Raw genomic sequence first — 25037 nt, 5'->3', positions numbered from 1 at the left:
GTCAACTGAGCCCACCTTGGAAGTGGGCGATTATCGGACTTCGACAACGTGGCGCAGTGCGCTGCAACTCAGATGGCGCGACCGGCTTCTCGCGGAAGGTCGCCCGGCAGCTGCTCGTCGTGCAACGAAATGCGCGATGTTTCTGGTAGCGCCAAGCCGCCCACCAATGCCACCAGCGCAATCACCACCAGGTAGAACGCCGGCGCCAGGCTGCTGCCGGTCTGGTCGATCAGCCAGGTCGCCACCAGCGGGGCGGTGCCGCCGAACAAGGTGTAGGCCACGTTGTAGGTGATGGCCGATGCGGTGTAGCGGGTGCGCGTCGGGAAGCTCTCCGAGAGCAAGGCGGCGGTGACCACACCGCTGCACAACGCCCCCACCGCCAGCAGGATCACCCCCAGCAGTGCGCCCGACATCGAGCCGGAACTGGCGAGCCAGTAGGCCGGGAACACACAGATCATTACCCACAGGCACGTGAAACCGATGGTCTTGCGCCGTCCGACGCGATCCGAGAACGCCCCGGCCAGCGGGCAACCGACTGCAGCGAACAGCAGGGCCACGGTGGTCACCAGCAGCGACTGGGCACGGGTCAGGTTGCCGACCAGTTGCAGGTAGGTGGCGAAGTAGGTGGTGAACATGTAGAACGACAACGCAGTCAGCGAAATGAACGCTCCCAGATTGCGGATGGCCCGGCCATGGCTGCGCAGGGTTTCCTTGAGGGGCGAATGCTCATGGGTCTTTCCTTCGGCAAGGGCCTGGCGGAAGGCCGGGGTTTCTTCCATGCGCCAACGCAGGTACAGACCCACCAGCCCCAGCGGCGCGGCCACCAGGAACGGGATGCGCCAACCCCAGGCGTTCATCGCTTCGGTCGTCAGGCTGGCCTCCAGGCCATAGGCGATCACCGCCGCGCAGGCGAATGCCGAGAAGGTCGAGACGGGTACGAAACTGCCATAGAACGCACGGCGATTGCGTGGGGCGTGCTCCATCAGGTAGGCGCACGCACCGGCATACTCGCCACCGGCAGAAAAGCCCTGCAGGCAGCGCGCCAGGGTCAGCAGCACCGGCGCGGCGATGCCGATGCTGGCGTAGGTTGGCAGCAGGCCGATCAGCGTGGTCGAGCCAGCCATCAGCAGGATGGTCAGGGACAGGATGCGCTTGCGCCCGAGCCGGTCGCCCAACGCACCGAACACGATGCCGCCCAGTGGCCGCAGGGCAAACGCCACGGCGAACACAGCGAAGGTCTTGAGCAGTGCCACGCTGGCATCGCCGCTGGCGAAGAACTGGCTGGCGAGGAGCGTGGCGAGAAAGCCATAGACCGCGAAATCGAACCATTCGACGAAGTTGCCGATGGCCGAGGCGGCAATGACGCGGCGTAGCGTGGCGGGGGATACGTCATGAGATACGGACATGCGCAGGTGCTCCGGTTCCATAGGCAGCCTGAATGGATGTGACGCGGTCGTGGCCGCGTCATCGTTGTATTACAGGCAGTAGACCGGGCTGCGCGGGGGTGCGCTTCTTCGTAGGCGACCTTGGGGTATCTTTCCTGGCCTTGCTGGCCCAATCACCGGCAAGCCGGCTCCCACAGGGAAGCCACTGATTTCAGTGTGGGAGCCGGCTTGCCGGCGATTGGGCCCGATCAGGTTTACGGCCGGCCAACCCGCCACGGTGCGTAATCCACTTCGCTGTAGCCGCTTGCCACGCCCTGCTCATCGTAGGCGAAGCCCGGCATCTTGCTCAGGTCGAGTGCCATGCAGCGGCTGTTCAGCTGCGCCTGCAAATTGCCATCGAGGCGGAACGCGTCTTGACGCAACGGGTGCGGGAAAAGCTGGACCAGGCAGCCTTCGACCTTGCCCTGGGCGTTGCCCTGATAGTGCACCGCGGCCCTGCCGATGCTGGTCACCGGTTGGTCACGCAGCAGGTGTTCCCAGAAGTACTGCTGTTGTGCAGTGACGCTGCGTGGTGCCGCGGGCAGCACCACCACCATCGGCGCACGCACTTCGAGCACGCCGTACCGGCCTCACCGCCAGGCAGGCGACCAGGCCGGCACACGTTCAGGTATCAGAAGCGCATGTCCACAGCCACCTCGAAGGTCCTCGGCGGGCCCATGTAGTACTGCAGCCCGTAGGCCTGCTTGGCGTACACCTCATCGGTCAGGTTGCGCACCCGCCCAGTGACCGTGGTGTGCTCGTCCAGCCGGTAGCGGGCGAAGGCCCCGAACAGGTCATAGGCCAGGGCCTTGAGGCTGTTGGCGTTGTCGGCATACACCGAACCCACATAGCGCCCATCCACCCCCACCGACCACGCCGGGTCGAAGCTGTAGGTCAGCCACAGGTTGGCCACGTTGGCCGGCACATTGACCGGGGTGTTGCCTGCGCGCGACACCGACACCCCATTGACGGCCTCGTTGAATTCATCGTACTCGGCATCGACATAGGCATAGTTGGCCTCCGCCAGCAGCTTTGACGTGACCTGCAGACGCCCGGACAGCTCGATGCCGCGAGAGGTCTGCTGCCCGGCCTGGACCGTCTGGTTGGGGTCGACCGAGTCGCGCACGGCGAAGTCCTTGCGCACGATCTGGTACAGCGCCACGGTGGCGGCCCCTCGTCCTTCGAGGAAATCGAACTTGCTGCCCACTTCCCACTGCTCGCCCTTGGACAGGTCGAACAGGCCGACGTTGGAGTAGGTCGCCGCAGCCAGCGAACCGGCCGGCAGGTCGGCGGCGGTGCTGTATTGCACATACACGCTGGCCACAGGGGTCAGCGCGAAGGTCAGGCCGATGCGCCCCGACAGCGGTTCCCAGCGCCGTTCGAAGAAGGCCGGCGAGGTGGGGGTGACAGCGCCGTAGTTGGTCACCTGCATGTCCAGGTAGTCGTAGCGCAAGGCGCTCAGCAGGGCCAGGCGCTCGGTCAGTTGCAGGCGGTTTTCGGCGAACACGGCGCGATTGGTGACCTCGTGGCGCCGCTGCTTGGTCAGGCCGGCATTTACCCCGGGGATGTCGTGGAAACTGCCGGGGTCGAAGTGGTCAGGGTCGACCACGTCGGTATAGCTGCCTGAGGTCGGGTACAGGGTCTGGCGCATGCGCGAGTAGTCCAGGCCCAGCGACCATTGGCTGGCCAAGCCCAACAGCCGGTGGTCATGGCGCAGTTCGATGCGGTCACCCAGCACGTTCTGGTCATGGCGTTGCAGGTAGGGGCTGGCGCGCAGCACATTGCCGTCGCTGGTATAGCTGTAACGCTCCAGGTTGCGGTAGTCGCGCTGGGCGTTGTAGTGGTACAGCGTGTTCTGCACGCTGGTACTGTCGCTGAGCTGGTAGTCGAGGATCGAGCGCAACCAGCGCACGCGCTGTTCGTAGCGGCCGTCGGCGACGTTGTAGTTCTCGAAGCGGCGGCTGTTGTCGATCTTCATGGTGCTGCGCCCGGGCAAGATCGGCGCGCCCCAGTACGGGCTGTCCTCGCGGTCTTCCTGGTACTCCAGGGCCAGGGTGTGGGTGAGGTCGGGGGCCAGGTCGCTGAGCAGCGAAAACGCCACGCTGTCCGTCTGCCGCTCGTTGCGGTCGATGTAGCCGTTGCCGTCGCTGTGGCTGTAGTCCAGGCGCATGAAGTGGCGGGCATCGGCGGGGTTGCTGGCCAGGGCCTGGTTGATGCCGAAGGCCACTTCCGAGTCGTCGTAGCTGCCATAGCGCACGCGCCCGTCGACGATCTGCTGGTCGCGGCTGGCGAGCTTGGTGATGTAGTTGATCGAGCCGCCCACCGAGCCTGCGCCATGCAGGAACGACGAAGGCCCGCCGAGCAGTTCGACGCGGTCCAGCACCCAGGCATCGACGGGTCGCATGGCGCTGCTGTAGCCAAGGTTGATGCCGTTGAACAGTTGGGTGACCTGGTTCTGGGTGAAACCGCGATAGCTGACGAAGCCACCGAAGCCAGGGTTGGCCGAGGCGTTCACGCCGGTCATGGCGTTGATCACGTCCTGGCTGTCCTTGGCGCCGCGCGCTTCGATCAGACGACGGTCGGACACGCTCACCGAGGCGGGGGTTTCGCGGGCGCTCTGGCCCAATCGCGAGCCGGTGCGGATCGGTTCATCCAGCTGCACGCCGGAGGGGGCGTCGCGCTCGCCGTCGATGGTGGTGGCGCCAAGTTCCACGGCGGCATCGTCCGCCCAGGCAAAGGTGCAGGTGCCCATGAGGAGCACCAGAGAGGTATTGCGAAGCATATTGTTCTGTCTTCCACGCAAGGGTCATGGCTGACCACGACCGCGCACGCAGACGCGCCCGGTTGGGGTCAGGCGAATTGAAGGACTGCGAGGAAGTCGACGGGGGAGGCGCGGGGGTTGAGGGCAGGGCGTTGGTAGCGCGGCGGCGGTTGCGCCCAGCTGCGCACCACCGTGGGCGAGGTGGCGGCGCTGTGGGCGGCGGCGAAGGTCCAGCCTGCGCTGGTCAATGGCACCGCCATGCCGAACGAGGAGCACACCGGGCAATCGAGCTGGGCCATGTGCTGGTCGCCAGCGGCCCCTTCCAGGTCGATTGCCACGCCATGCTCGCTGTTCACCGAGCAGAACCCGCCTTCCAGGCCGGCCAGGCGCAAGCCGCCCATCTGGCCATGGTGCAGGCCGCACAACAATAGGCTGAACAGGACGCTGGCATAGAGCGTCCAGGCGGTCAGCGTGCGGGTCTGCCGGGTGGTTTTCATGGCGGCGAATCTATCACCCGGACGAGCGGTCGGGTAGCCCCTGGGCGTGGGAGTTTTTACCTGATCAGGCCGCACGCTCCAGTGCGTCGAGCAGGTCGACGAACTCCAGCGACAGCTTGTGCTGCGGCGCCAGGTGCACCAGCGGCACCGAGGCCTGGTGCGACTCGCGCATCTTGATCGAGGCGCTCAGGTACACCGGCAATACCGGCAAGCCTTCGCTGCGCAGCTGATCGACCAGGGTCTGATGCAAGGCCGTGCGCCCGGCGAACTGGTTGACCACCACCCCCTCGACCTGCAGCACCGGGTTGTGGTCCTGGCGCAATTCCTCGACCTCGGCCATGACGCTGTGCAGCGCCTGGCGCGAGAAACTGTCGCAGTCGAACGGAATGAGCAGGCGCTCGGCCGCCACCAGGGCGCTGAAGGTGTAGAAGTTCAGCGCAGGCGGGGTGTCGATGTAGATCCGCTCGTAGTCCTCGCTCAGTTCGACCAGCAGCTTGCGCAGCTTGTTGATCTTGAACTTGTGCTCCAGCTTGCTCTGCAGGTCGCTGAGGTCGGGGCTGGCAGTCACCAGGTGCAGGTTCGGATAGCGGGTGTCGGTGATTGCCACGCGGTGCTTCTTGCCGGCAGCGGTGGCTGGCGACAGGGTCTGGCGGAAGAAGTCGGCGATGCCGGCCGGGATGGCGTCGTGGGTCAGCCCCGTCAGGTAGTAAGTGGCGTTGGCCTGGGGGTCGAGGTCGACCAGCAAGGTGCGATAACCCTCGGCGGCACTGGCGGCGGCCAGGTTGCAGGCGATGCTCGACTTGCCCACGCCACCTTTCTGATTGAAAACCACACGACGCATGAGACGCTCATCCATGAAGAAGGGAAATGTCAGGTTGGGGTCAATCCTATGACCGAAAGACGACAGTTTTGTGACAGACCTTGTTACATCTAGCGTAGCAGAGCGTTTTTTTCCAGCGCGCCCAGTTCATCTTCCACTTGTTGCATGCGCTGTTCGGCCAACGCCTGCACCTTGGCGTCGCGCGCCGTCTCGCGCATCAGCCGGGTGAGCTTTTCGCTCAGGCGCTGGCCTTCCTCGGTCTCTTCGAGGGCACGAGCCTTGGCCGGGTCACGGGTGGCCGCGACGATGCTGGCGAACTCGGCATCGCTGAAATTCTTCTCGCTGTAGAGCTTGAACAGATCCTGGCGCTGGTCCTCGACCGTGAGGTGCTTGCGCAGCACTTCGCGGATGGTCTGTTCGGCCAGTTGCGGGTGCGTGCGGGTGAGCAGGGTGGCCATGCGCTCGATGTTGTGTTGATAGGCTTCCTGCAAAGGCAGGTTGGCCAGAATCTGTTCTTCGCGGCTGGGTTTCTGGTCGCAGGCGCCGAGGGCGGCGATGAACAGCAGGGGCAACAGCAACGTCGGCAAGCGGGGCATGTGGGTTGGCCTTGGGCGCGCATTTCGGAACGCCGATTATAGCGAGGTCGCCCTGGCAAATGCGCCAGGGCTGCACACGGCCTTCAGGGCGTGCCGTTGCGCCCATGTGCGACGAAGCTGGGGCGTTCCGTCAAACGCTCGAAGTACGCGCGAACCGCCGGCAGCGGAGGGTGCTCGAAGGGCGTCTCGAACCAGCGGTTTACCGAAAGCCCGATAGGGATATCGGCGAGGGTGAACCGCTCACCCGCCACATAAGCGCCGGTCGTGACCAGTTGACGCTCGAGGATCTGCATGTTGTGCGTCCACTTTGCGCAACCTTCGGCCAGTGCCTGCGGATCCTGGTGGGCGGGAGAATGCCGGACCAGCGACAGGAAGGCGTAGCTCCATGAGCGGTTCAGGTCCGAGGCTTGCCAGTCGATCCATTGGTCCACCCGGGCCCTGGCGATCGCCTCGGGCGGGTAGCAGTCGGCATCGCCATAGCGGGTGGCGAGGTAGCGGATGATGGTGTTGGATTCCCACAGGGTGAAATCACCATCCTGGATGACCGGGATCATGGCATTGGGGTTGAGCGCCAGGAACTCGGGGCTGTCGGTGGGCTGGAAGCCCGTGCCCCAGTCTTCGCGCTCGAACGGGATGTCGAATTCGGCGCAGGCCCACAGGACTTTGCGCACGTTGATGGAAGACGCTCTGCCCAGTATCCGTAACATGCCTTCATCCTTGTTCGGGGGAAAGCCGATCGTCCATGACGGCATGCCGCGGGTCAAGGGCCTGCTGGAGATCGAACGCTTCTGCTTGGGCGGGTGCGGTCGCTATGCTGTCAGGGCGCATGACCCAAGCCCAAGGCAAGGAGAAACCTAATGAACATCATCAATGCACGCCTGTGTGGCAAGGCCGGCCTGTTCCGCATCGAGCTGCAAGGCGAACGCATCGCCGCCATCGAACCCCAGGCCGAGGTGGCGACCCTCGGCGCTGACGATGACCTGGATGCCGCGCAGAACCTGGTGGTGGCGCCCTTCATCGAGCCGCACATACACCTGGATGCGACCCTCACGGCGGGCGAGCCGAAGTGGAACATGAGCGGCACATTGTTCGAAGGCATCGAACGCTGGGCCGAGCGCAAGGCGATCACCACCCATGACGACATCAAGATCCGCGCCAAAAAGACCATCGGCATGCTGGTGGACCACGGCATCCAGCATGTGCGTTCCCACGTCGACGTGACCGATCCCAAGCTCACGGCGCTCAAGGCCATGGTCGAGGTGCGCGACGAGGTGCGTGGCCTGGTCGACCTGCAGATCGTCGCCTTTCCCCAGGAGGGCATCGAGTCGTTCACCAATGGCCGGGCGCTGATGACCGAGGCAGTGACCCTCGGCGCCGATGTGGTCGGCGGCATCCCGCACTTCGAGAACACCCGCGAGCAAGGGGTGTCGTCGCTGAAGTTCCTCATGGACCTGGCTGAGCGCACCGGCTGCCTGGTGGATGTGCATTGCGACGAAACCGATGATCCTCAGTCGCGCTTTCTCGAAGTGCTGGCCGAAGAGGCACGGGTACGGGGCATGGGCGCGCGGGTGACGGCGAGCCACACCACGGCCATGGGCTCCTATGACAACGCCTACTGCTCCAAGCTGTTCCGCCTGCTGAAGATGTCGGGCATCAACTTCGTCTCGTGCCCGACCGAGAGCATCCACCTGCAGGGACGCTTCGACACCTATCCGAAACGCCGCGGCCTGACCCGCGTCGCCGAGATCGACCGGGCGGGGATGAACGTCTGCTTCGGCCAGGATTCGATCGTCGACCCCTGGTACCCGTTGGGCAACGGCAACATCCTGCGCATTCTCGAGGCGGGCCTGCACATCTGCCACATGCTTGGCTACGAAGACCTGCAACGTTGCCTCGCCCTGATCACCGACAACAGTGCCCGCACGCTCCACCTGGGCGAGCGCTACGGCATCGAGGTGGGCCGCCCGGCGAACCTGTTGCTGCTGTCGGCCCCCGATGATTACGAAATGGTCCGCAGCCAGGGGCATGCGCTGGTGTCGGTGCGTCACGGCAAGGTTCTGATGCGGCGCACCCCGGCGCAGGTCGAGCGCTACCTGTAGAACGTTCGCGCGTTCCCTGTGGGAGCCGGCTTGCCGGCGATCACCGGCGAAGCCGGTGCCATGCTCCGAGGCGCCTGCATCGCCGGCAAGCCGGCTCCTGCAAAGAAAGTCAGCAGCCAAGCCAAACCTGCTTCGAGAAGACATTCGCCTGCTGCTCTGGCAGGGTAGGGCGCTGAATCCCGCCAGGCTGACAAGGATCTATGGACTCGCTCTACCTCATCGCCACCGGCGCCATCGTCGCCGGCTTCGTCCAGGGCCTTTCCGGGTTCGCCTTCGGCATGGTCGCGATGTCGTTCTGGGCCTGGGGCCTGGAGCCGCGCCTGGCGGCCTCGCTGACCGTGTTCGGCAGCCTTGCCGGCCAGCTCATCGCCGTGTTCAGTGTGCGCCGCGGTTTCAGCTGGCCGTTGCTGTGGCCCTTCGTGCTTGGCGGCCTGGCCGGCATCCCGCTCGGCGTGTGGGTGCTGCCGTACCTGGACATGCTGTGGTTCAAGGCCGTGTTCGGCACGCTGCTGGTGCTGTGGTGCCCCCTGATGCTGCTGGCACCGCGCCTGCCACGGCTGCCAGGCAACCGCCTGGCCGACGGTGCGGTGGGCATGCTCGGCGGCGCGCTGGGCGGCATCGGTGGCTTTACCGGTACAGTACCTACACTGTGGTGTACCTTGCGCGGCTTCGAGCGTGACACCCAGCGCGCGGTGATCCAGAACTTCAACCTGTCGATGCTGCTGGTGACGATGCTCACCTACCTGGGCACCGGCGTGGTCACCCGCGACATGCTGCCATCGTTCGGCGTCGTGCTACTGGCCATGGCCCTGCCGGCGTTGCTCGGCACGCGGGTATACCTGGGCATCAGCGAACAAGCGTTTCGCCGGGTGGTGCTGGGCTTGCTGACTTTGTCCGGGCTGGCCATGCTGGTGGCAGCGTTGCCCCCTTTATTGGGCCGCTGAAGACTTGCCTGAGGGCATTGAACTTGGCACCCTTTGGGCCTGTTCACACTTTCCAGGCGCTATATAAGGAATACAACATTGAGCCGGGACTACGTCGGGAAACGCCTCTTCGCCACGCTGCTGGCCCTGACCGCCATGCTGCTGGTCTATCTGGTGTTCAAGGACTCCGCCCGACTGGATGCATCCCTGACCTACGCCTATCTCACCTACCCGAGCCAGTTCAGCGAGCGCATCAGCAAGGCCAACGAGCAGCTCAAGTATGAACAGCTGCAGCCTCATATCGCTCGCATCGGCCAAGGCACCCTGAGCCAGGACCAGGTCGACAAGCTGGTGGAACTGGCCCAGGCGCCCTACGCTCAGTTGTTCGCCACGCCGTTCGAGGCGGGGCTGGTCGACCACCGCACCGGCTTGCTCATCGACCTGCACAACACCGGCGACACGCCCGTGCGCGAGGTCAGGATCCGCCTGCCCGCCAAAGGCCTGGTGCAGGTGCGCGATGGGGCGGGCAACGATACGCTCTATGAAGCCGCGACACCCTTGGTCGAGATCGCCGGCATCGAGCCGGGCGGGGCGTGCAAGGTCTGGGTCTATTTCGATGCCGACTATACGCAGGTCCGCCAGGGCGGTATCAGCATCAGCCACGCCGACGGGGTGGCCGATGTGCGGATCTACCGCGAATTTGCCGGCTTCCCCGCGCTGGTGGCGCGATACAGCAGCGAATTGATAGCGCTGCTAGCTGTACTGGCGCTGGCCGTGCTGGTCCTGGCCTATGCCTGCCTGGCGCGGCGACGCATGAGCAGCTTGCCGTCCTGAGCGGCCTCGCACGATCCCTGTAGGAGCCGGCTTGCCGGCGATGAGGCCCGAGCAGGCAACCTCGAACAGTCTGTTCTGGCCCTATCGCCGGCAAGCCGGCTCCCACAGGGTCCCCACAGGGCTTGTCAGGCACCGCCACCATGCATGGCCAGGCTCTGGCGCAGTTGCTCGACCATGGCGACGCGCAACGCCTCCGGCGCCTTTACGCGGATGGACCCTGCGTGCGAAAGCAGCCAGCCCATCAAGGCCCGGCTGTCATCGACGGTAGCGTCCAGTTTCGCCCCGCCGGTTTCCTCTGGCGCCAGGCGCATGTCGTCGGACAGCGGCTGATCCTCGAGTCGTCGAGCCAGGCCGTCGTCGACCCAGGCACGCAGTTCGATCCGCGCAGTGGGCGATAGCACATCCGGCTGCATTTGCTCCAGCTGGCTGGGGTCCAGCCCCGGTTGCCAATACCAGCCATAGGGCATCCCCTTGCTGTTGCAGTGCACCGGGAACAGCATGGCCAGTTCATTGAGGTCGCGCTCGACCGTGCGCTTGCTGGTCTTGTGGCCAGCCTTGGCCAGCGCGGCCTGCAATTGTGTCGCGCTCTGGCCGGGGTGGCGGTCGGGCAGCAGCTTGAGCAGTTGCCACTGGCGGGCGATGGTGTGGCGGGTAGGGTGGCTGGGCACGGATCTCTTCCTTGAGTCCCAGGCGCAAGGTGCGCCGAGGGTGGTGGCACTTGGCTATTGCGTCAAGCATACCCGCTCGGGGAATGGGATCCAAGTTTAGCCAAACCGAGGCTGCGCGCGTGCCGGGTCAGTCGAGGCTCGCTTGCAATGCGTCGATGAACACCTCTTCGGCCCTGCTCAGGCGCTGCTCGCGGTTCCACAGCAGGTGGATGTCGACATCCGCGATGCCGTCCTGCGGCGGCAGCTTCCACAGTGACCCGGCGGCCACATCCGGCGCCACCACGTGTTCCGGCAGGCAACCGATGCCGAACCCGGCGATCACCAGCCGGCGCACCTCCTCCAGGCTCGGTGAAGAGGCCACGATCCGCCCGGAGAACCCTTGCTGGTCACGAAAGATGGTCAGCGGCGAGAGCATCCCGCCGATCTGGTCACTGGTGAAACTGACGAAATTTTCCCGCTGCAGGTCGCCCTGCGCCTGGCCGAAGAGGGCATGGTGCTTGCCGCAGAAAAAGGCATAGCGCTGGCGCAGGAACAAGCGTTGCTCGAGCCGTGGTTGCGGCCGACGGTTGAGACTCAGCCCCACTGTGGCGGTCTTTTCCTGCAGCGCAGCGACGATGTCGGAGCTGCGCATCACATCGATCTCCACATCCACCCGCGGATGCTGGCGGTGAAACTCGGCGAGAAAGTCGTCGAAACGCTCGCTGACGATACGGCTGATCATCAGCAGGCGCACCTTGCCCACCAGCTCATCCGCCGGTTGCTCCAGCAGCCCGCCGATCTGCGACATCTGCCCGTACACCTCGCCGGCCAGCTGGAACAGCTGCTCGCCCATGTCGGTCAACACGAAGCGCGGCCCGCGACGGGCGATCAACTGGCGGCCAAGCTGGTCTTCCAGGCGCTTGAGCGCCTGGCTCACCGCCGGCTGCGTCAGGTGCAGACGCGCGGCGGCGCGGCTGATGGACAACTCCTGGCCGATCACCCGGAAGGTGCGCAGCAGGTTCCAGTCGAGGCGGTCGTTGAGCAGGCGGTCGGACATGGTCAGGCTCGATGATAAGCACGATTAATAGTTCGAATAATAAATAGAAAATTGACTAATCATAGCCCCGGAACGATAAATCCTTCTCAGAGCGCCGCCAGAGCGCCACTGTGAACCCACTCACTCCTGCCAGAACAACAAGCAAAGGAGCCCCCATGAAGCCCACCGCTTCTGCCCAGCCGCGCCGTGCCGCCGCCGCCGCGTTCATCGGTACCATGATCGAGTGGTACGACTTCTACATATACGCCACTGCCGCCGCCCTGGTGTTCGGCGCCTTGTTCTTCCCCTCCGACGACAGCCTGTTCAGCACCATGGCCGCCTTCGGCACCTTCGCCGTGGGCTTTTTCGCCCGCCCGCTGGGCGGCATCGTGTTTGGCCATGTGGGGGACCGCATCGGTCGCAAGAAGTCGCTGGTCATCACGCTGCTGATGATGGGCATCGTCACCGTATGCATCGGCCTGCTGCCGACCTACGCGCAGATTGGCGCGGCTGCGCCGGTGCTGCTGATCATCCTGCGCGTCGTGCAGGGCATTGCCGTGGGCGGAGAGTGGGGCGGGGCGGTGTTGATGGCGGGTGAACATGCACCCAAGGGCCGGCGCAATTTCTTCGCCTCGTTCGCCCAACTGGGCAGCCCGGCGGGGTTGATTCTCTCGCTGCTGGCATTCGGCGCTGTCACTCGCCTGCCTGAGGAAGACCTGATGAGCTGGGGCTGGCGCGTGCCGTTCCTGGCCAGCGCGCTGTTGCTGCTGGTGGGCCTGGCGATCCGCCTGGGCGTGAACGAGTCGCCGGAGTTCCTCGCCAGCCGCGAGCAGGCGCAAAAGGCCCTTCGCCAAGAGCAGGCCCCGGTGCTGGAGGTGCTTCGCACTGCCTGGCGCCCGCTGTTGCTGTGCATCGGCGCCAACACGCTGGGCATCGCCGGGGTCTATTTCACCAACACCTTCATGATCAGTTACACCACTCAGCAGCTGCACCTTGAGCGATCGCTGATCCTCGAATGCCTGTTCTTCGTGGCCATCATTCAGTTCTGCGTGCAGCCGCTGGCCGCGTGGCTGTCGGAAAAGCTCGGTGCCACCCGCTTCCTGGCCCTGGTTGCGCTGCTGGCAATGGGCTCGCCCTATCCGATGTTCGTGCTGGTCAGCACCGGCCAAGGCCCGTTGATCGTGCTCGGTATCGCTCTGGCCGCCGCCTGCATGGCGTCGTTCTACGCGGTGATCGCCGGCTATGTCAGCGGCATGTTCGAAACCCGCGTGCGCTACACCGCGATTTCCATGGCCTACCAGGTCTGCGGAGCCATCGCCGGTGGCCTGACCCCGCTGATCGGTACCTGGCTCGCCCACAGCTTTACCGGGCAATGGTGGCCGATGGCCCTGTTCTACACCCTGATCGCCAGTATTTCCCTGGTCTGCGTGCTGGCCCTGGCGCGTCAGTACGCCCGCAGCCAGCACCTGGAACTGGCCTGAATCATCCGTTTTAGCGAGGAGTTACCCCCCATGTTGAAGAGCAATGGCGAACGCCTGTGGGCGAGCCTGATGGCCATGGCCGAAGTCGGTGCTACCGCCCGTGGCGGCAGTTGCCGCCTGGCCCTGAGCGACGAGGACAGGGCCGGCCGCGAACTGTTCAGCCACTGGTGCCGCGAGGCCGGCCTTGACCTGACCGTGGACGCCATCGGCAACCTGTTCGCCCGCCGCCCCGGCACCGACCCCGAAGCCGCCCCGGTGATGATGGGCAGCCACCTCGACACCCAGCCCGAAGGCGGCCGTTTCGATGGCGTCTACGGTGTGTTGGCGGGCCTGGAGGTGGTACGCCGCCTCGACGACTTGAACATCAAGACCCGCAAACCGCTGGAAATCGCCGTATGGACCAACGAGGAGGGCGCCCGCTTCACCCCGGCCATGTTCGGCTCGGCGGTGTTCACCGGCACCTTGGCGCTGGAGCAGGCCCTGGCCATCGGCGATGCCGACGGCATCAGCGTGGCCGATGAGCTGCAGCGCACCGGCTATGCTGGCCAGCGCCCGTTGGGCGGCCAGGTCGATGCCTACTTCGAGGCGCACATCGAGCAAGGCCCGATCCTCGAAGACAACGCCAAGGCCATCGGCGTGGTCACGGGCGGACAGGCCATCCGCTGGCTGGACGTGACCGTCGAAGGCATGGCCGCCCACGCCGGCACCACGCCGATGCCGCTGCGCAAGGACGCCCTGTATGGCGCGGCGCGGATGATCCAGGCGGTCGAGCAGCTGGCCGCCGACTTCGCCCCCGAGGGCCTGACCACCGTGGGTGAGCTGTCGATCGCCAAGTCGTCGCGCAATACCATCCCCGGTGTACTGCGTTTCACTGTCGACTTGCGTCATCACCGAGACGAGGCGATCGAGGCCATGGAGCGCGACTTGTCCTTGCAACTGCAAGCGATTGCCGAGAAGCGCGGCCTGCAGGTGCGCATCGAGCGCCACTGGGTCAGCCCGGCGACGCCGTTCGATGCTGACTGCGTGTCCGCCGTGCAGCAGGCAGTCGATGGCCTGGGATATGCCCAGCAACGCATCGTCAGCGGCGCCGGTCATGATGCCATCCTGCTGGCTCGCTACTGCCCGACGGCGATGGTATTCATCCCCTGTGTCGGTGGTCTGAGCCACAACGAGGCCGAAGACGTGCTGCCCGAGGACGCCCGCCAGGGCGCAGACGTACTGCTCAATGCCGTGCTGGCCCGCGCCGGCCAAGTCGAACAAGGAGAAGCCTGATGCGTTGCTACTTCCACCCCGAACAGCTGTTGCACCACCCGCGCAGCTACTACTCGCGCGGCGCCATGCGCACCCCGCAGGAAGTCCCCGAGCGCGCCCAGCGCCTGTTGCAGGCGGCCAAGGACCTTGGCTTCGACATCCGTCAGCCCGACGACGCCGGCCTGGCACCGCTGAAGGCCGTGCACGGCGAGGCCTACCTGGCCTTCCTCGAAGAGGCCCACACGCGCTGGAAGGAGGTGCCCGAGGATTGGGGCGATGAAGTCATGTCCAACATCTTCGTCCGCGAACCCAACGCCCTGCGCGGCATTCTCGCCCAGGCTGCGCGTTACCTGGCCGATGGCAGCTGCCCGGTAGGCGAACACACCTGGCGTTCGGCATACTGGTCGGCGCAGAGCGCGGTGGCCGCGGCCAAGGCGATTGTCGATGGCGAGCCGGCGGCCTACGCCCTGTGCCGGCCACCAGGGCACCATGCGCGGTTCGATGCGGCCGGTGGCTTCTGCTACCTCAACAACGCCGCCGTTGCCGCCCAGGCCCTGCGCAGCCGCTACAGCCGCGTGGCGATCCTCGATACCGACATGCACCATGGGCAGGGGATCCAGGAGATCTTCTACGCACGCAACGACGTGCTGTACGTGTCGACCCATGGTGATCCGACCAACTTCTACCCAGGCGTGGCGGGGTTCGAGGACGAGCGCGGCAGTGGCGCGGGGGAGGGTTACAACCTCAATCTGCCGATGGCCCATGGGGCCAGCGAGGCGGACTTCATGGGGCAGCTGGAAATTGCGCTGGATGCGGTGAAGGACTTTGGTGCCGAGGTGCTGGTGCTTTCGTTGGGGTTCGATATCTACGAGCTGGACCCGCAGAGCAAGGTGGCGGTGACGACTGAAGGGTTTGCGGCGCTGGGGGAGCGGATTCGGGCGTTGCGCATGCCGTGCGTGATTGTGCAGGAGGGGGGGTATCACCTGGAGAGCCTTGAGGCGAATGCTCGGGCGTTCTTTGCCCAGAAGGGGGATTGGCGGTAGGTAGATGGGTTTTTCACAGGAGTTTCAGCGGTCATGAAATCGAGCGCCGCCCGCGCGAACGCCTTGGCGCATGACACGGTATCGCGTCGTACAAACAAGGCGGCCGCGCGCCTCCATCACAGACATCACTGGCCCGAAACAAGCGTAGGAGCGAGCGCAGCTCGCGATGCGCCGCGCGTGCGGCGCTCGATCTCACAAACACCCAAAACCCCGCGACAAGCGCCTACAGTCCACCCCGGCGCACATGCTTCACCAGCACCCTCTCCAACAACTCCCACATCGCCGGATCCGTACTGAACGCCACATTGAACCGCATCCACCCGGTCGGCTTGGCATCGACCATGAACAACTGCCCAGGCCCGAGCATGATGCCTTTCTCCAGCGCATCGTCGAGCAGCGCCGCACTGTCCGGGATCGCCGGGTGCCGGGTCCAGATGTACATCCCCTCGTCCGACTCGGTGAACAGCTCGAAGCCCAGCCGATGCAGGTGCCGGCCCACATCCTGATGCGCCTCGGCCAGGCGCTGGCGCAGGCGCTTGAGGTGCTTGCGCCAGCGCCCGTCGATGATCGCGGCGTACACCACGCGCTCCATCACCTGCGAGGTGGTCAGGCCCGAACGCATCTTCATGTGCAACAGCTTCTGCGCAAGCTCCGGGCTGGCCAGCAGGTAGCCGACCCGCACGTTGGGCGAGATGCTCTTCGAGTAGCTGCCCACGTACACCACCTGGTGCAGGTGGTCGAGGCTGGCCAGGCACGGCTGCGGCTCGGCGATCATGTCGGCGTACAGGTTGTTCTCCACCAGCCGGAAGCCGTGCTGGCTGGCCAGTTGCAGCAACCGATGCAGCTGCGGCAGCGGCGTGCGCGAACAGGTCGGGCTGTGCAGGTGGGGCTGGGTGAAGAACGCCGTCGGGCGATGCTGTGCCAGCAATTGTTCCAGGTGGTTGAGGTCGTAGCCGTTGGGCGTACGCGGCACGCCCACCAGCGTGGCGCCCTGGGTGCGCAGCACGCTCATCAGGTTGGGGTAGCCAGGGTCGTCCACCAGCACCACGTCACCCGGGCGTACCAAAGTACGCACAGCCAGGTCCAGAGCCTGGCTGGCGCCGTGGGTGAGCATCAGCTGCGCCGGGTTGGCAACGATCGACAGTTCCTGCTGCAGGTTCTGTGCGGTCAGCGCGCGCAGTTCCGGCAGGCCCATCGGGTCGCCGTAGCCAGACAGCTCCAGCGGGCTGCCGGCAACCTGGCGCAGGCCGCGACGCAGGCCGTCTTCGTACATCCAGTCGTTGGGCAGCCAGCCACAGCCCGGCTTGAACGGCAACTGGCGGGTTTCGAAAATCTGCTGCAGGTACCACTCGGAGTTGAACGATGGTCGACTGGTGTCGGCTTCACCGCTGTGGTTATCCAGCAACTCGGCCGCCGCGCGGTTGACGAAGAACCCGGCGTTGCCCCTGCTCACCAGCAGGCCCTGGGCCACCAGACGGTCGTAGGCCTCGACCACGGTGAAGGTACTCACCGAGTAGCTGGCGGCAAAGGCGCGGATAGACGGCACCTTGGCGCCCGGCTTGAGCGTCTGGTTGTCGATCATCTCGCGCAGCCCGTCGATGATCTGGTTGACCAGCGGGGTCGAGGAGTCTGGCTGTAATTCAAACATTCGGGGGCCTTGAAGGGTGCGTAGCGCCTGGCCTGTGTAGGGTGTATTGCATCGGCGGCCTGTACAGTGCAGTGCGACTTTCATGCCGCTGTGCATGGCTCTCTGAGTAATACATTTTTACATTAGGTGTCAGATATCGCCACATAAAGCATGTTCAGTTCGCCCGAGGGTTCCCCTTGGGCGCGTCAGCAGGCCGCCATGGAAGGCCTGCGTGTGTTGCCACACACCTCCTGCCCGCATTAGCACTGATGTACAGGCGAGGCCGTAGACCATCGCGGTCTCGCAGTTTTCCTTGGATAAAAAGAAGCACGGGGTACACAACTGATGGACGCAACATCCACAACCACCACCGCGAAAAGCGGGCACGAGAGCAAGCTCAGTGCCTCGCTCAAGTCGCGCCACCTGACGATGATGTCCATCGCCGGGGTAATTGGCGGCGCCTTGTTCGTCGGTTCCGGCAGCGTGATCCACAGCGCCGGCCCGGCTGCTGTCCTGGCCTACCTGGCCGGCGGCATCCTGGTGGTATTGATCATGCGCATGCTCGGTGAAATGGCGACGTCCTCGCCTGACACCGGCTCGTTCTCCACCTACGCCGACCGCGCGATTGGCCGTTGGGCCGGTTTCACCATCGGCTGGCTGTACTGGTGGTACTGGGTCATCCTGATGGCCTGGGAAGCTTATGTGGCGGGCAAGATCCTGCACGGTTTCTTCCCCGACGTGAGCGTCAACGTGTTCGTGCTGGCCACGACCCTGCTGCTGATCACCGTCAACTTCTTCAACGTCAAGCACTACGGTGAGTTCGAATTCTGGTTCGCGCTGATCAAGGTGATTGCGATCGTCTGCTTCCTGATCGTGTGTACCGCAGCGGTACTGAACGTCTGGCAGTTCGGTGAAGTGCGTGGTATCACCCACCTGACCGCCGAAGGCTTCATGCCCAATGGCATCACCACGGTGATCGGTGCGTTGCTCGGGGTGATGTTCGCCTTCCTCGGCGCCGAGATCGTCACCATCGCCGCTTCCGAAGCGAAAGACCCGGCCACCCAGATCGTCAAGGCGACCAACTCGGTGGTATGGCGTGTGTGCCTGTTCTATGTCGGTTCGATCTTCCTGATCGTCTGCCTGGTACCGTGGAACGATCCGCAACTGGGCGTCTCCGGCTATGGTGCCTACCGCCGTACCCTGGAGCTGCTGGGCGTGCCTTACGCCGAGCTGCTGATGAACTTCGTGGTGCTGACCTCGGTGAGCAGCTGCCTGATCTCGGGCCACTACACCGCTTCGCGCATGCTGTTCTCCCTGGCCCAGCGTGGCGACGCGCCGTCGTTCTTCAAGATGACCCGCGCCGGCACCGGCGTACCGGTGTACGCGATCATCGGCTCCTGCGCCGTGGCCGTGGTCTGCGCGCTGATCAACTTCAGCGAGACCCTGCGCCCGAAAGACGTGCTGGACACCCTGATGAACACCACTGGCATGATCGCCCTGCTGGTGTACCTGGTGATCGCCTTCTCGCAGCTGCGCATGCGCCGCAAGCTGATTGCCGAAGGCAAGGAAGTGCGCCTGAAGATGTGGCTGTTCCCGTGGCTGACCTACCTGGTGATCGCCTTCATCGTCGCCGCGCTGGTGACCATGGCGTTCATGCCTGACTACCAGATCCTGGTGATCTCCACCGGCATTGCCGCGGCTGTGGTAGTGGCCATGGGTGTGGTGCATCAGATTCGCAGCGCCAGGCAACACTAAGCGCTAGTGGTGGTTCGAAACGGCCGGCTCCCTTGTGGACCCGGCCGTTTCGCGTTGTTGGGCCTGGGATTTTTCTGCGGGCATGTGGAAGCGCTGGTTCATCCAGGGCGAGCCGAGCAGCGCGGCGGCGGCGATCAGGGCCAGGATGGCGAGGGCCAGGGATATTTTCATGGGCATGCGCATAATGAGACTGATTCGAAGCATAGACAGACAGTTCCGGCCCTATCGCCGGCTTGCCGGCGATAGGGCCAGATGGCTTATGCTGAGCACACTGCCCGCCAAAAGGAGCCCCACATGGCCTGGTCCGCCACCCAGTATTCCCTCTTCGAAGACGAACGCACCCGCGCCGTGCGCGACCTGCTTGCCGCCGTACCGCCTCGTCCGGTGCGCCATGCCACCGACCTGGGCTGTGGCCCGGGCAACTCCACCGAAGTGCTGCTGCAACGCTGCCCGGATGCCCAGGTGACCGCCCTGGACAGCGACAAGGACATGATCGACAAGGCCCGCGAACGCAAACGCCTGCACATCCCGCGGGTGCGTTGCGAAATCGCCGACATCAGCCAGTGGAGCGCCCCCGAACCCCAGGACCTGATCCTCGCCAACGCCTCGCTGCAATGGGTGCCCGACCACGCCGCGCTCTACCCGCACCTGGTGCGCCAGCTGAGCGAAGGCGGCAGCCTGGCCGTGCAGACCCCGGACAACCTCGACGAGCCGGCGCACCGCCAGTTGCGTGAGATCGCCAGCCGTGGCCCGTGGGCCGACAAGTTCGCCGACTTCAGCCTGCCGCCGCGGCACCAGGCGGCGTTCTACTACGACCTGCTCAGCCCGCTGTGCGCCCGGGTGGATGTGTGGCGCACGACCTACCATCACCCCCTGGCGGGCGGGGCCGAGGCGGTGGTGGAGTGGTTCAAGGGCTCGGCCTTGCGCCCTTACCTGAACCAACTGGACGAAGGCGAGCAGGCGTCCTTCCTGCAGATGTACCTGCAGGCCATGCAGCGGGAGTACCCAGCCTCCACCGATGGCAAGGTGCTGCTGCCGTTCCCGCGGTTGTTCCTGGTTGCTACCCGCTAGTGGTGGCGCCAGCGCCGGAGCACGAAGCCGTAGATGCACAGGTTGAGCACCAGCACGATGGCGCCGAGCAGCCACTGGATCTGCGGCGTCAGCCCGGCCGGGTAGATCAGCGGCCAGATGTAGTGCTCGACGAAGCCGCCGTGGTAGCCCGCATCGCCGGCGGCAAAGCGCATGCGGTTTTCCCAGTCGGTCAATGGGCAGTCCAGGTGCAGGCCTTCGACCGCCAGGCCCCAGGCCAGGGCGGGCAGGTGCAGGAACAGCGCAGGGCGCCATTTGAGCACCAGCAGGCCGCCCAACAGCACCAGCAGGATGAAGGCCAGGTGCAGCAGGACCAAGGTGTCGGCGGTCAGGCGAAAGAGCATGGCGAGTGCGCCTGGGGTTGAGGTATTGCCAGCATAGTTGTGTTGGCAGTACCGGCCTCATCGCCGGCAAGGCCACTACAACCCTTCCTGCACCATCTGCAAGAAGGTTGCCACCACCCGCCGCGTACGCTGTTCTCTCAGGCATACCAAGGTCTCGGTCAGGTGCCGCTGGCAATCCACGATCGGCAGCGCGCATACCCGCGCATCGGCGCCGAACTCCGCCGCCGACACCACCCCCACGCCAATCCCCACCACCACCGCCTCGCGCGCCGCTTCACGGCCTTCGACCTGGATCGCCGGGCGAATCCGCAGGCCTGCGCGCTGCATTTCCTCCTCCAGGGTCTGGCGGGTCACCGACCCCGGTTCGCGCAGCACCAACGGCGTGTCGTCCAGGTCCGCCAGGCTGATCGACCCACGACTGGCCCAGGGATGGTGGTGCGAAACGAACGCCACCATCGGATCGCGGCGCAGGGGCACGCAGAACAGCCGCTCATCGTCGACATCGCGCCCCAGCAAGGCCAGGTCGGCCTGGTAGCTGAACAGCCGGGCCAGGGAATCGTCGGTATTGCCGGTTTCAATCTTGACCTGGATACCCGGGTAACGCTGGCAGAAACGCGCAATCTGCGGCAGCACGTGCACCGGCGCATCCACCGCCAGCACCAGGCTGCCGGTGTGCAGGGCCCGCGAGTCCTGCAGCAGTTCATGGGCCTCGGCCTCGCAGGCGAACAGCCGCTGGCTGATGCCCAGCAGGCGCTCGCCCAGGTCGGTCAGCTGCACCGAGCGCTTGTTGCGCTGGAACAGCTGCACGCCGAAGCGCTCTTCGAGTTTTCGCACCTGGTCGGACACCGCCGGCTGGGTCAGAAACAGCTTCTGCGCGGCGCGGGTGAAGCTGCCGTGCACGGCCACCGCGTGAAACGCCTTCAGTTGAGCATGGGACACCGACATGAGGACTCCAGTAACAAGCCAGGCTTATGTGTGAAATACGATAAATCGATTTTATTTATCAGTCACCAGCTGTTTCCATACTCCTCAGCCCATCGCCGCCGCCACAAGCGGTTGCCGGGCCATGGCGCGCACTCCTGCGCCATCTGACCAATGACGAGCCCACGTCATGCAGTGCGCAACACAACAACAAGACAGGCGTTTTTTCACATTCTGCCGGCACACTTGAGCAAGAGGTCAGACACACATGAATCACTCCCTAGCCGCCATCAAGCGTTGGCGCATGCAGATTTTTGCCATCACCTGGCTGGCCTACGCCGCCTTCTACTTCACCCGCAAAGCCTTCTCGGTGGCCAAGCTCGGCATCGGCGAAGACCCCACCTTCATGCTCGACAAGGCCGCCATGGCCAACCTCGACGGTATCTACCTGGCCGCCTACGCCGTGGGCCAGTTCACCTGGGGCATGCTCGCCGATCGCTTTGGCCCACGTGTGGTGGTGCTCGGCGGCCTGCTGATCTCGGCGGCGGCTGCGGTGGTGATGGGCAGCTACGCGACCTTCCCGATCTTCGCCACCTGCATGCTGATCCAGGGCCTGGCGCAGTCCACCGGCTGGGCGGGGCTGTGCAAGAACATCGGCAGTTTCTTCCCGTCCTCGCAACGTGGCCGGGTGCTGGGGCTGTGGAGTTCGTGCTACGCCTTCGGCGGCCTGGTTGCCTCGCCGTTCGCCGGCTGGTGGGCCTATACCCTGGTCGGCACCTGGCACGCGGCGTTCTTCTCCAGCGCCGCGGTGGTGGCTGTGGTGGCGGTGCTGTTCTTCTTCCTGCAGCGCAACAAGCCCGAGGATGTCGGCCTGCCAGCGGTGGAGCCCGAGCCGCAGAGCATGGCCCCGGCCGGCAACCTGTGCAGCGTGTGGGCGCCGTTGCGCGAGATCCTGCGCAACCGCACGGTGATGACCCTGGGCCTGGCGTACTTCCTGCTCAAGCCGGCGCGCTACGCGATCCTGCTGTGGGGGCCGGTGATCGTCTTCGAACAGATGCCCTCGGTCGGCAAGGTGGGGGCGGCAATCATCCCGACGGCCTTCGAACTCGCCGGGCTGCTGGGCCCGATCATGATCGGCCTGGCCTCGGACAAGCTGTTCGGCGCCCGGCGCATGCCGGCCTGCGTAATCAGCCTGGTGCTGCTGACCATGACACTGGCGGCGTTCATGGCGGCCATGCACAGCGGCAGCATCGTGCTGGTGGTGAGCCTGCTGTTCGTGATGGGCCTGACCCTGTACGGGCCGGACTCGATGATCAGCGGCGCGGCGGCGATCGACTTCGGCACGGCCAAGGCCGGCGCCACGGCGGCGGGCTTCGTCAACGGTTGCGGCTCGGTGGGCGCGGTGCTCGGCGGCTTGCTGCCTGGCTACTTCGACAGCGTCACGGTGTTCATCGTGTTCGCCGGCTGTGCCCTGTTCTCCGCCCTGGTGCTGCTGCCGCACTGGAACAGCCGCCCGGCCAGCGCGCCCCAGGCCCAGGACGTGGCACCCAATACCAGCATGGCGATCAAGCCACTGCGTACCTAAAGGAAAGCGAGCGAATGAGACCCTTCTGGCTGCAACAGGCCCTGGATTCGGAGCAACAGGCGGTGTGTCCGCCGCTGCAAGGCGATGCCCGTTGCGACGTGTGCATCGTCGGCGGTGGCTACACCGGGCTGTGGACTGCGCTGATGCTCAAGGAAGCGATTCCGGCGCTGGACGTGATGCTGATCGAAGCCGACATCTGCGGTGCTGGCGCCAGTGGTCGCAACGGGGGTTGCGCGCTGTCCTGGTCGGCCAAGTACTTTACCCTCGAACGCCTGTTCGGGGGGGCCGAGGCGGTGCGCCTGGTGCGTGAGTCGGAGCGCAGCATCGCTGCTATCGGTGAGTTCTGTGCGGCCAACGGCATCGATTGCGACTATCGCCTGGACGGCACCTTGTACACCGCAACCAACGCGGCCCAGGTGGGCGCTACCGATGCAGTGATCGCGGCGCTGCAGGGCAAGGGGATCAATTCGTTCGAGCGCCTGCCACTGGATGAAGTGCAACGTCTCGCCGGCTCGGCGCGGCACCTGGAGGGCTGGTTCTCGCCTGCCGCCGCCACGGTGCAGCCGGGCCGGCTGGTACGTGGCTTGCGGCGGGTGGCCCTGGAGCGCGGCGTGCGTATTCACGAAGGCACGGCCATGACTGGCCTTGAGCACGGTGCCCCGGTGCAGGTGCGCACGGCCCACGGCACGGTGCGCGCCGACCGCGTGGTGCTTGGGCTGAACGCCTGGATGGCGCGGGCGTTCCCGCAGTTCGAGCGCAGCGTGGCGATCGTCTCCAGCGACATGGTGATCACCGAGCCGTGCCCCGAACTGTTGCGCGAGATCGGCTTGAACAATGGCATCAGCGTGCTCGATTCGCGGATCTTCGTGCATTACTACCACAACACGTCCGACGGCCGCCTGATGCTTGGCAAGGGTGGCAACACCTTCGCCTATGGCGGGCGCATGCTGCCGGTGTTCGACCAGCCATCGCCGTACCGGCCGCTGCTGTGCGAAAGTCTCGGCGACTTCTTCCCGGCCTTGGCCGAGGTGCCGCTGGCGGCAAGCTGGAATGGCCCGTCGGACCGCTCGGTGACCGGCTTGCCGTTCTTCGGCAAGCTGGACGGGCAGGGCAACGTGTTCTATGGCTTCGGTTACTCGGGCAGCGGTGTCGGGCCGTGCCACATGGGCGGGCAGATACTGTCATCGCTGGCGCTGGGGCTGGACAACCCTTGGACGCGCTCGCCGCTGGTCAAGGGGCCGCTGGGATTGTTCCCGCCGGAGCCGATCCGCTACCTGGGTTCGCTGCTGGTGCGCAACGCCATCCGCCGCAAGGAGCACGCCGAAGACCGAGGTCAGCGGCCCCGACGCCTTGATGTGCGATTGGCGCGCTTCGCCGCAGCGGCGGGCAAGGCTGACAAAGCATGAGATTACTTGTCGATCCACTGCCCGAGGGCGTATAAACTGCACCCACTTTTGGCCGGTCGCTTCCTGAACCGGCCGCTGAAACAAAGAGAGTCGACATGGGCGCACAGTGGAAAGCCAAACATAGAGAAACAGCTGCCAACGCCAAGGGCAAGATCATGGGCAAGCTGGCCAAGGAAATCCAGATCGCTGCCAAGTCCGGCGCTGACCCGGACATGAACCCGCGTCTGCGCCTGGCCATCGCCCAGGCCAAGAAGGCCTCGATGACCCGCGAGACCCTGGAGCGCGCGATCAAGAAAGGTGCTGGCCTGGACGGCGAGGCCGTGCAGTACCATGCCGTCAGCTACGAAGGGTTCGCCCCGCACCAGGTGCCACTGATCGTCGAGTGCCTGACCGACAACATCAACCGCACCGTGGCACAGATCCGCGTGCTGTTCCGCAAGGGCCAGCTGGGCGCCAGCGGTTCGGTGGCGTGGGACTTCAACCATGTCGGCCTGATCGAAGCGACCCCGGAAGGCGACGCCGACCCGGAAATGGCCGCCATCGAAGCCGGTGCCCAGGACTTCGAGGACGGTGAGGAAGAAGGCTCGACCCTGTTCATCACCGACACCACCGATCTGGATGCCGTGCAGAAGGCGCTGCCGGAGCAGGGTTTCACCGTTGTTTCGGCGAAGATCGGCTATACCCCGAAGAATCCGGTCAGCGCTGCCAGCCTGAGCGCCGAGGCATTGGCCGAGGTAGAGGCGTTCCTCGAGGCGATCGACGAGAACGAAGACGTGCAGAACGTCTACGTCGGGTTGACCGAGTAAACGATCGGGGCCGCTTTGCGGCCCGATCGCCGGCAAGCCGGCTCCCACAGGGTTCGTGAAGTCGCCAACGAACCCTGTGGGAGCCGGCTTGC

The 25037-nt window shown here is 65.2% G+C and carries 24 protein-coding genes; 11 read left to right on the top strand and 13 right to left on the bottom strand.

From position 1 onward, the window contains the following. Nucleotides 1-68: 68 nt before the first annotated feature. The 7 genes from PPL01S_RS12705 to PPL01S_RS12675 form a co-directional block, all read right to left on the bottom strand. Nucleotides 69-1406: an MFS transporter gene (locus PPL01S_RS12705; RefSeq protein ID WP_033743426.1), complete on the bottom strand. Its 1338-nt coding sequence runs from the start codon at nt 1404-1406 to the stop codon at nt 69-71. A 233-nt stretch (nt 1407-1639) separates the two neighbouring features. Continuing rightward, nucleotides 1640-2002 (bottom strand): hypothetical protein, encoded by a 363-nt coding sequence (locus PPL01S_RS12700; RefSeq protein WP_016392057.1) that lies wholly within the window; start codon nt 2000-2002, stop codon nt 1640-1642. A gap of 53 nt (nt 2003-2055) precedes the next feature. After that, a complete protein-coding gene (locus PPL01S_RS12695; protein WP_028625579.1) occupies nt 2056-4206 on the bottom strand; it encodes a TonB-dependent receptor in 2151 nt (716 codons plus the stop codon). A 68-nt stretch (nt 4207-4274) separates the two neighbouring features. Further along, nucleotides 4275-4682, bottom strand: coding sequence for a DUF2946 domain-containing protein (locus PPL01S_RS12690; RefSeq protein ID WP_028625578.1), 408 nt, complete (start codon nt 4680-4682; stop codon nt 4275-4277). 64 nt (nt 4683-4746) lie between these two features. Then, nucleotides 4747-5523, bottom strand: coding sequence for a ParA family protein (locus PPL01S_RS12685; RefSeq protein ID WP_016392054.1), 777 nt, complete (start codon nt 5521-5523; stop codon nt 4747-4749). An 89-nt stretch (nt 5524-5612) separates the two neighbouring features. Further along, complete coding sequence (locus PPL01S_RS12680; RefSeq protein WP_028625577.1) at nt 5613-6098, bottom strand: hypothetical protein; 486 nt, start codon at nt 6096-6098, stop codon at nt 5613-5615. Nucleotides 6099-6181: 83 nt separating this feature from the next. Beyond that, nucleotides 6182-6805, bottom strand: a complete 624-nt coding sequence (locus PPL01S_RS12675; protein WP_016392052.1) for a glutathione S-transferase family protein — start codon at nt 6803-6805, stop codon at nt 6182-6184. A 150-nt stretch (nt 6806-6955) separates the two neighbouring features. Between PPL01S_RS12675 and codA the strand changes: the two genes are divergently transcribed. From codA to PPL01S_RS12660, 3 genes are all read left to right on the top strand, one after another. Further along, nucleotides 6956-8197, top strand: coding sequence for a cytosine deaminase (gene codA, locus PPL01S_RS12670; RefSeq protein WP_016392051.1), 1242 nt, complete (start codon nt 6956-6958; stop codon nt 8195-8197). A 200-nt stretch (nt 8198-8397) separates the two neighbouring features. Further along, a complete protein-coding gene (locus PPL01S_RS12665; protein ID WP_016392050.1) occupies nt 8398-9141 on the top strand; it encodes a sulfite exporter TauE/SafE family protein in 744 nt (247 codons plus the stop codon). A gap of 78 nt (nt 9142-9219) precedes the next feature. Continuing rightward, entirely contained in the window at nt 9220-9954 is a 735-nt protein-coding gene (locus PPL01S_RS12660; RefSeq protein ID WP_016392049.1) for a hypothetical protein, read from the top strand. A 125-nt stretch (nt 9955-10079) separates the two neighbouring features. Here the strand turns inward: PPL01S_RS12660 and PPL01S_RS12655 are convergent, their stop codons facing one another. Next, entirely contained in the window at nt 10080-10622 is a 543-nt protein-coding gene (locus PPL01S_RS12655; RefSeq protein ID WP_016392048.1) for a WYL domain-containing transcriptional regulator, read from the bottom strand. A gap of 127 nt (nt 10623-10749) precedes the next feature. After that, nucleotides 10750-11658: a LysR family transcriptional regulator gene (locus tag PPL01S_RS12650; RefSeq protein WP_028625576.1), complete on the bottom strand. Its 909-nt coding sequence runs from the start codon at nt 11656-11658 to the stop codon at nt 10750-10752. Nucleotides 11659-11813: 155 nt separating this feature from the next. Here PPL01S_RS12650 and PPL01S_RS12645 point away from each other — a divergent pair, with 155 nt between their 5' ends. From PPL01S_RS12645 to PPL01S_RS12635, 3 genes are read left to right on the top strand one after another with little or no spacing between them, the layout of a single operon-like run. Continuing rightward, the gene (locus PPL01S_RS12645; protein WP_016392046.1) at nt 11814-13118 is read left to right on the top strand and encodes an MFS transporter; all 1305 of its coding nucleotides are present in this window, start codon (nt 11814-11816) and stop codon (nt 13116-13118) included. 30 nt (nt 13119-13148) lie between these two features. Next, complete coding sequence (locus PPL01S_RS12640; RefSeq protein WP_028625575.1) at nt 13149-14390, top strand: Zn-dependent hydrolase; 1242 nt, start codon at nt 13149-13151, stop codon at nt 14388-14390. Next, nucleotides 14390-15412, top strand: a complete 1023-nt coding sequence (locus PPL01S_RS12635; RefSeq protein ID WP_028625574.1) for a histone deacetylase family protein — start codon at nt 14390-14392, stop codon at nt 15410-15412. The genes PPL01S_RS12640 and PPL01S_RS12635 overlap by 1 nt, the downstream gene beginning before the upstream one ends. A 223-nt stretch (nt 15413-15635) precedes the next feature. On the opposite strand, the gene PPL01S_RS12630 is transcribed toward PPL01S_RS12635, so the two are convergent. Then, nucleotides 15636-17060 carry an aminotransferase-like domain-containing protein gene (locus PPL01S_RS12630; RefSeq protein ID WP_016392043.1) on the bottom strand — a complete coding sequence of 475 codons (1425 nt, stop codon included), beginning with the start codon at nt 17058-17060 and terminating at the stop codon, nt 15636-15638. 324 nt (nt 17061-17384) lie between these two features. On the opposite strand from PPL01S_RS12630, the gene PPL01S_RS12625 reads away from it, so the two are divergent. Beyond that, nucleotides 17385-18794: an amino acid permease gene (locus PPL01S_RS12625; RefSeq protein WP_016392042.1), complete on the top strand. Its 1410-nt coding sequence runs from the start codon at nt 17385-17387 to the stop codon at nt 18792-18794. 3 nt (nt 18795-18797) lie between these two features. Here the strand turns inward: PPL01S_RS12625 and PPL01S_RS12620 are convergent, their stop codons facing one another. Beyond that, nucleotides 18798-18977 (bottom strand): hypothetical protein, encoded by a 180-nt coding sequence (locus tag PPL01S_RS12620; protein WP_028625573.1) that lies wholly within the window; start codon nt 18975-18977, stop codon nt 18798-18800. Nucleotides 18978-19088: 111 nt separating this feature from the next. Here PPL01S_RS12620 and tam point away from each other — a divergent pair, with 111 nt between their 5' ends. Further along, a complete protein-coding gene (gene tam / locus PPL01S_RS12615; protein WP_016392040.1) occupies nt 19089-19865 on the top strand; it encodes a trans-aconitate 2-methyltransferase in 777 nt (258 codons plus the stop codon). Here tam and PPL01S_RS12610 read toward each other — a convergent pair. Together PPL01S_RS12610 and PPL01S_RS12605 are read right to left on the bottom strand one after the other, a co-directional pair. Beyond that, nucleotides 19862-20227, bottom strand: coding sequence for a DUF2784 domain-containing protein (locus PPL01S_RS12610; protein ID WP_028625572.1), 366 nt, complete (start codon nt 20225-20227; stop codon nt 19862-19864). The two genes, tam and PPL01S_RS12610, sit on opposite strands and share 4 nt — an antisense overlap. A 75-nt stretch (nt 20228-20302) precedes the next feature. Further along, nucleotides 20303-21172: a LysR substrate-binding domain-containing protein gene (locus tag PPL01S_RS12605; protein ID WP_016392038.1), complete on the bottom strand. Its 870-nt coding sequence runs from the start codon at nt 21170-21172 to the stop codon at nt 20303-20305. Nucleotides 21173-21416: 244 nt separating this feature from the next. Here PPL01S_RS12605 and PPL01S_RS12600 point away from each other — a divergent pair, with 244 nt between their 5' ends. The 3 genes from PPL01S_RS12600 to PPL01S_RS12590 all read left to right on the top strand — a co-directional run bounded on the left by PPL01S_RS12600 (nt 21417) and on the right by PPL01S_RS12590 (nt 24945). Next, a complete protein-coding gene (locus PPL01S_RS12600; protein WP_016392037.1) occupies nt 21417-22733 on the top strand; it encodes an MFS transporter in 1317 nt (438 codons plus the stop codon). A gap of 14 nt (nt 22734-22747) precedes the next feature. Next, the gene (locus tag PPL01S_RS12595) at nt 22748-24139 is read left to right on the top strand and encodes an FAD-dependent oxidoreductase (RefSeq protein ID WP_016392036.1); all 1392 of its coding nucleotides are present in this window, start codon (nt 22748-22750) and stop codon (nt 24137-24139) included. A 95-nt stretch (nt 24140-24234) separates the two neighbouring features. Next, entirely contained in the window at nt 24235-24945 is a 711-nt protein-coding gene (locus PPL01S_RS12590; RefSeq protein WP_016392035.1) for a YebC/PmpR family DNA-binding transcriptional regulator, read from the top strand. Nucleotides 24946-25037 lie beyond the last annotated feature (92 nt).

It is taken from the genome of Pseudomonas plecoglossicida NBRC 103162 = DSM 15088, assembly GCF_000730665.1.
In the GTDB taxonomy this organism is placed as follows: Bacteria; Pseudomonadota; Gammaproteobacteria; order Pseudomonadales; family Pseudomonadaceae; genus Aquipseudomonas; species Aquipseudomonas plecoglossicida.
Note: the sequence above shows the minus strand (reverse complement) of the source record. Positions and strands in the feature narration are given on the sequence as shown.

What these genes read in the sequence shown, in the direction of transcription:
- PPL01S_RS12680 (WP_028625577.1), bottom strand. Translation starts at nt 6,098, where the DNA reads ATGCCCCGCTTGCCGACGTTGCTGTTGCCCCTGCTGTTCATCGCCGCC.
- PPL01S_RS12635 (WP_028625574.1), top strand. Translation starts at nt 14,390, where the DNA reads ATGCGTTGCTACTTCCACCCCGAACAGCTGTTGCACCACCCGCGCAGC.
- codA (WP_016392051.1), top strand. Translation starts at nt 6,956, where the DNA reads ATGAACATCATCAATGCACGCCTGTGTGGCAAGGCCGGCCTGTTCCGC.
- PPL01S_RS12600 (WP_016392037.1), top strand. Translation starts at nt 21,417, where the DNA reads ATGAATCACTCCCTAGCCGCCATCAAGCGTTGGCGCATGCAGATTTTT.
- PPL01S_RS12650 (WP_028625576.1), bottom strand. Translation starts at nt 11,658, where the DNA reads ATGTCCGACCGCCTGCTCAACGACCGCCTCGACTGGAACCTGCTGCGC.
- tam (WP_016392040.1), top strand. Translation starts at nt 19,089, where the DNA reads ATGGCCTGGTCCGCCACCCAGTATTCCCTCTTCGAAGACGAACGCACC.
- PPL01S_RS12620 (WP_028625573.1), bottom strand. Translation starts at nt 18,977, where the DNA reads ATGCGCATGCCCATGAAAATATCCCTGGCCCTCGCCATCCTGGCCCTG.
- PPL01S_RS12605 (WP_016392038.1), bottom strand. Translation starts at nt 21,172, where the DNA reads ATGTCGGTGTCCCATGCTCAACTGAAGGCGTTTCACGCGGTGGCCGTG.
- PPL01S_RS12590 (WP_016392035.1), top strand. Translation starts at nt 24,235, where the DNA reads ATGGGCGCACAGTGGAAAGCCAAACATAGAGAAACAGCTGCCAACGCC.
- PPL01S_RS12695 (WP_028625579.1), bottom strand. Translation starts at nt 4,206, where the DNA reads ATGCTTCGCAATACCTCTCTGGTGCTCCTCATGGGCACCTGCACCTTT.
- PPL01S_RS12630 (WP_016392043.1), bottom strand. Translation starts at nt 17,060, where the DNA reads ATGTTTGAATTACAGCCAGACTCCTCGACCCCGCTGGTCAACCAGATC.
- PPL01S_RS12665 (WP_016392050.1), top strand. Translation starts at nt 8,398, where the DNA reads ATGGACTCGCTCTACCTCATCGCCACCGGCGCCATCGTCGCCGGCTTC.
- PPL01S_RS12675 (WP_016392052.1), bottom strand. Translation starts at nt 6,805, where the DNA reads ATGTTACGGATACTGGGCAGAGCGTCTTCCATCAACGTGCGCAAAGTC.
- PPL01S_RS12595 (WP_016392036.1), top strand. Translation starts at nt 22,748, where the DNA reads ATGAGACCCTTCTGGCTGCAACAGGCCCTGGATTCGGAGCAACAGGCG.
- PPL01S_RS12690 (WP_028625578.1), bottom strand. Translation starts at nt 4,682, where the DNA reads ATGAAAACCACCCGGCAGACCCGCACGCTGACCGCCTGGACGCTCTAT.
- PPL01S_RS12625 (WP_016392042.1), top strand. Translation starts at nt 17,385, where the DNA reads ATGGACGCAACATCCACAACCACCACCGCGAAAAGCGGGCACGAGAGC.
- PPL01S_RS12685 (WP_016392054.1), bottom strand. Translation starts at nt 5,523, where the DNA reads ATGCGTCGTGTGGTTTTCAATCAGAAAGGTGGCGTGGGCAAGTCGAGC.
- PPL01S_RS12610 (WP_028625572.1), bottom strand. Translation starts at nt 20,227, where the DNA reads ATGCTCTTTCGCCTGACCGCCGACACCTTGGTCCTGCTGCACCTGGCC.
- PPL01S_RS12640 (WP_028625575.1), top strand. Translation starts at nt 13,149, where the DNA reads ATGTTGAAGAGCAATGGCGAACGCCTGTGGGCGAGCCTGATGGCCATG.
- PPL01S_RS12705 (WP_033743426.1), bottom strand. Translation starts at nt 1,406, where the DNA reads ATGTCCGTATCTCATGACGTATCCCCCGCCACGCTACGCCGCGTCATT.
- PPL01S_RS12645 (WP_016392046.1), top strand. Translation starts at nt 11,814, where the DNA reads ATGAAGCCCACCGCTTCTGCCCAGCCGCGCCGTGCCGCCGCCGCCGCG.